2 protein-coding genes are annotated in these 1,116 nt (G+C 59.6%); one reads left to right on the top strand and one right to left on the bottom strand.

Annotation, left to right across the window (positions count from 1 at the left end; genetic code table 11):
* The coding region (locus tag AC1Q61_RS32740) for a hypothetical protein (RefSeq protein ID WP_372581731.1) at positions 1 to 246 on the bottom strand (246 nt) is incomplete at its 3' end.
* Between AC1Q61_RS32740 and AC1Q61_RS32745 the strand changes: the two genes are divergently transcribed.
* Complete coding sequence (locus AC1Q61_RS32745; protein WP_492651488.1) at positions 136 to 1,116, top strand: IS481 family transposase; 981 nt, start codon at positions 136 to 138, stop codon at positions 1,114 to 1,116. The genes AC1Q61_RS32740 and AC1Q61_RS32745 overlap by 111 nt on opposite strands.

A 1,116-nucleotide genomic window follows, 5' to 3' on the forward strand; every position in this document is an offset into this window, starting at 1 on the left:
TGTTGCGGGTATGGACGTTGCTGACGCGGGATTGAAGTGGACGGGCTGGTCCTTCGCGGCAGGATGGAAGTTGCGAAACTGACCATCAACAGCAAAGGGACCAGCCCTGTGACACACCGTAATGCTCCGCTGACTGTGGAGGGAAGACGACGCTTGATCGAGCGCTGCCAGAGTCGTCCGATTGCCCACGTCGCCGCCGAAATGGGCATCTCCCGACAATGCGCTTCCAAGTGGGTCAATAGACATCGTCAGTACGGTGACCTGGGATTACAGGACCGATCCAGCACACCGAAACACCACCCGACCGCCACAGCAGCAGAGATCGTGACCGAGATCGAATCCATGCGACGGACCCGGAAGTGGTCGGCCTCGCGGATCACGTTCGAACTGCGCACCGACGGCATCACCATTGCTCGACGGTCTGTCACGAAAATCCTGCGGAACCTGGGATTGCACCGCCGCCGGTTCATCGACCCGAACGGCGAAACCAACCGAAAACCGCAGGTCATCGTCGCGAAACGACCTGGTCAAATGGTGCATGTAGACATCAAGAAAGTCGGAAAAATTCCGGACGGTGGCGGGTGGCGTGCCCACGGGCGAGGCTCCGAGCAGACCAAGCGATCGCAGCGCCGGAAAACGAGGAACAAACAGGCCCGCATCGGCTACACCTATCTGCATTCCGCGATCGACGGCAATACGCGCCTGGCGTACACCGAGGCCCGCGACAACGAAGCCGCAGCAACAGCCGTCGATTTCATGAACAACGCCCGCGTCTTCTTCGCGGCACACGGCATCAACCGGATCGAGCGCGTGATCACCGACAACGGATCATGCTATCGGGCAGCCGATTTCACTGCTTCATTGCGAGAGGCGCGGCACTACCGCATCATGCCGTACACACCGAAACACAACGGGAAGGTGGAACGCTACAACCGCATCCTCGCCGAAGAGCTGCTGTACTCCCGTGAGTACACCAGCGAGGAGCAACGACGTACTGCCGTTGAGGTGTGGAACGTTCACTACAATTATCACCGACCGCATTCAACACGCGGAGGACGACCGCCCGCTGCTTATCGCCAGCATCGCGTAACCAACGTCCGTGCCTCGTACAACTAG

It is taken from the genome of Rhodococcus sp. MPR-R1B (genome assembly GCF_058793255.1).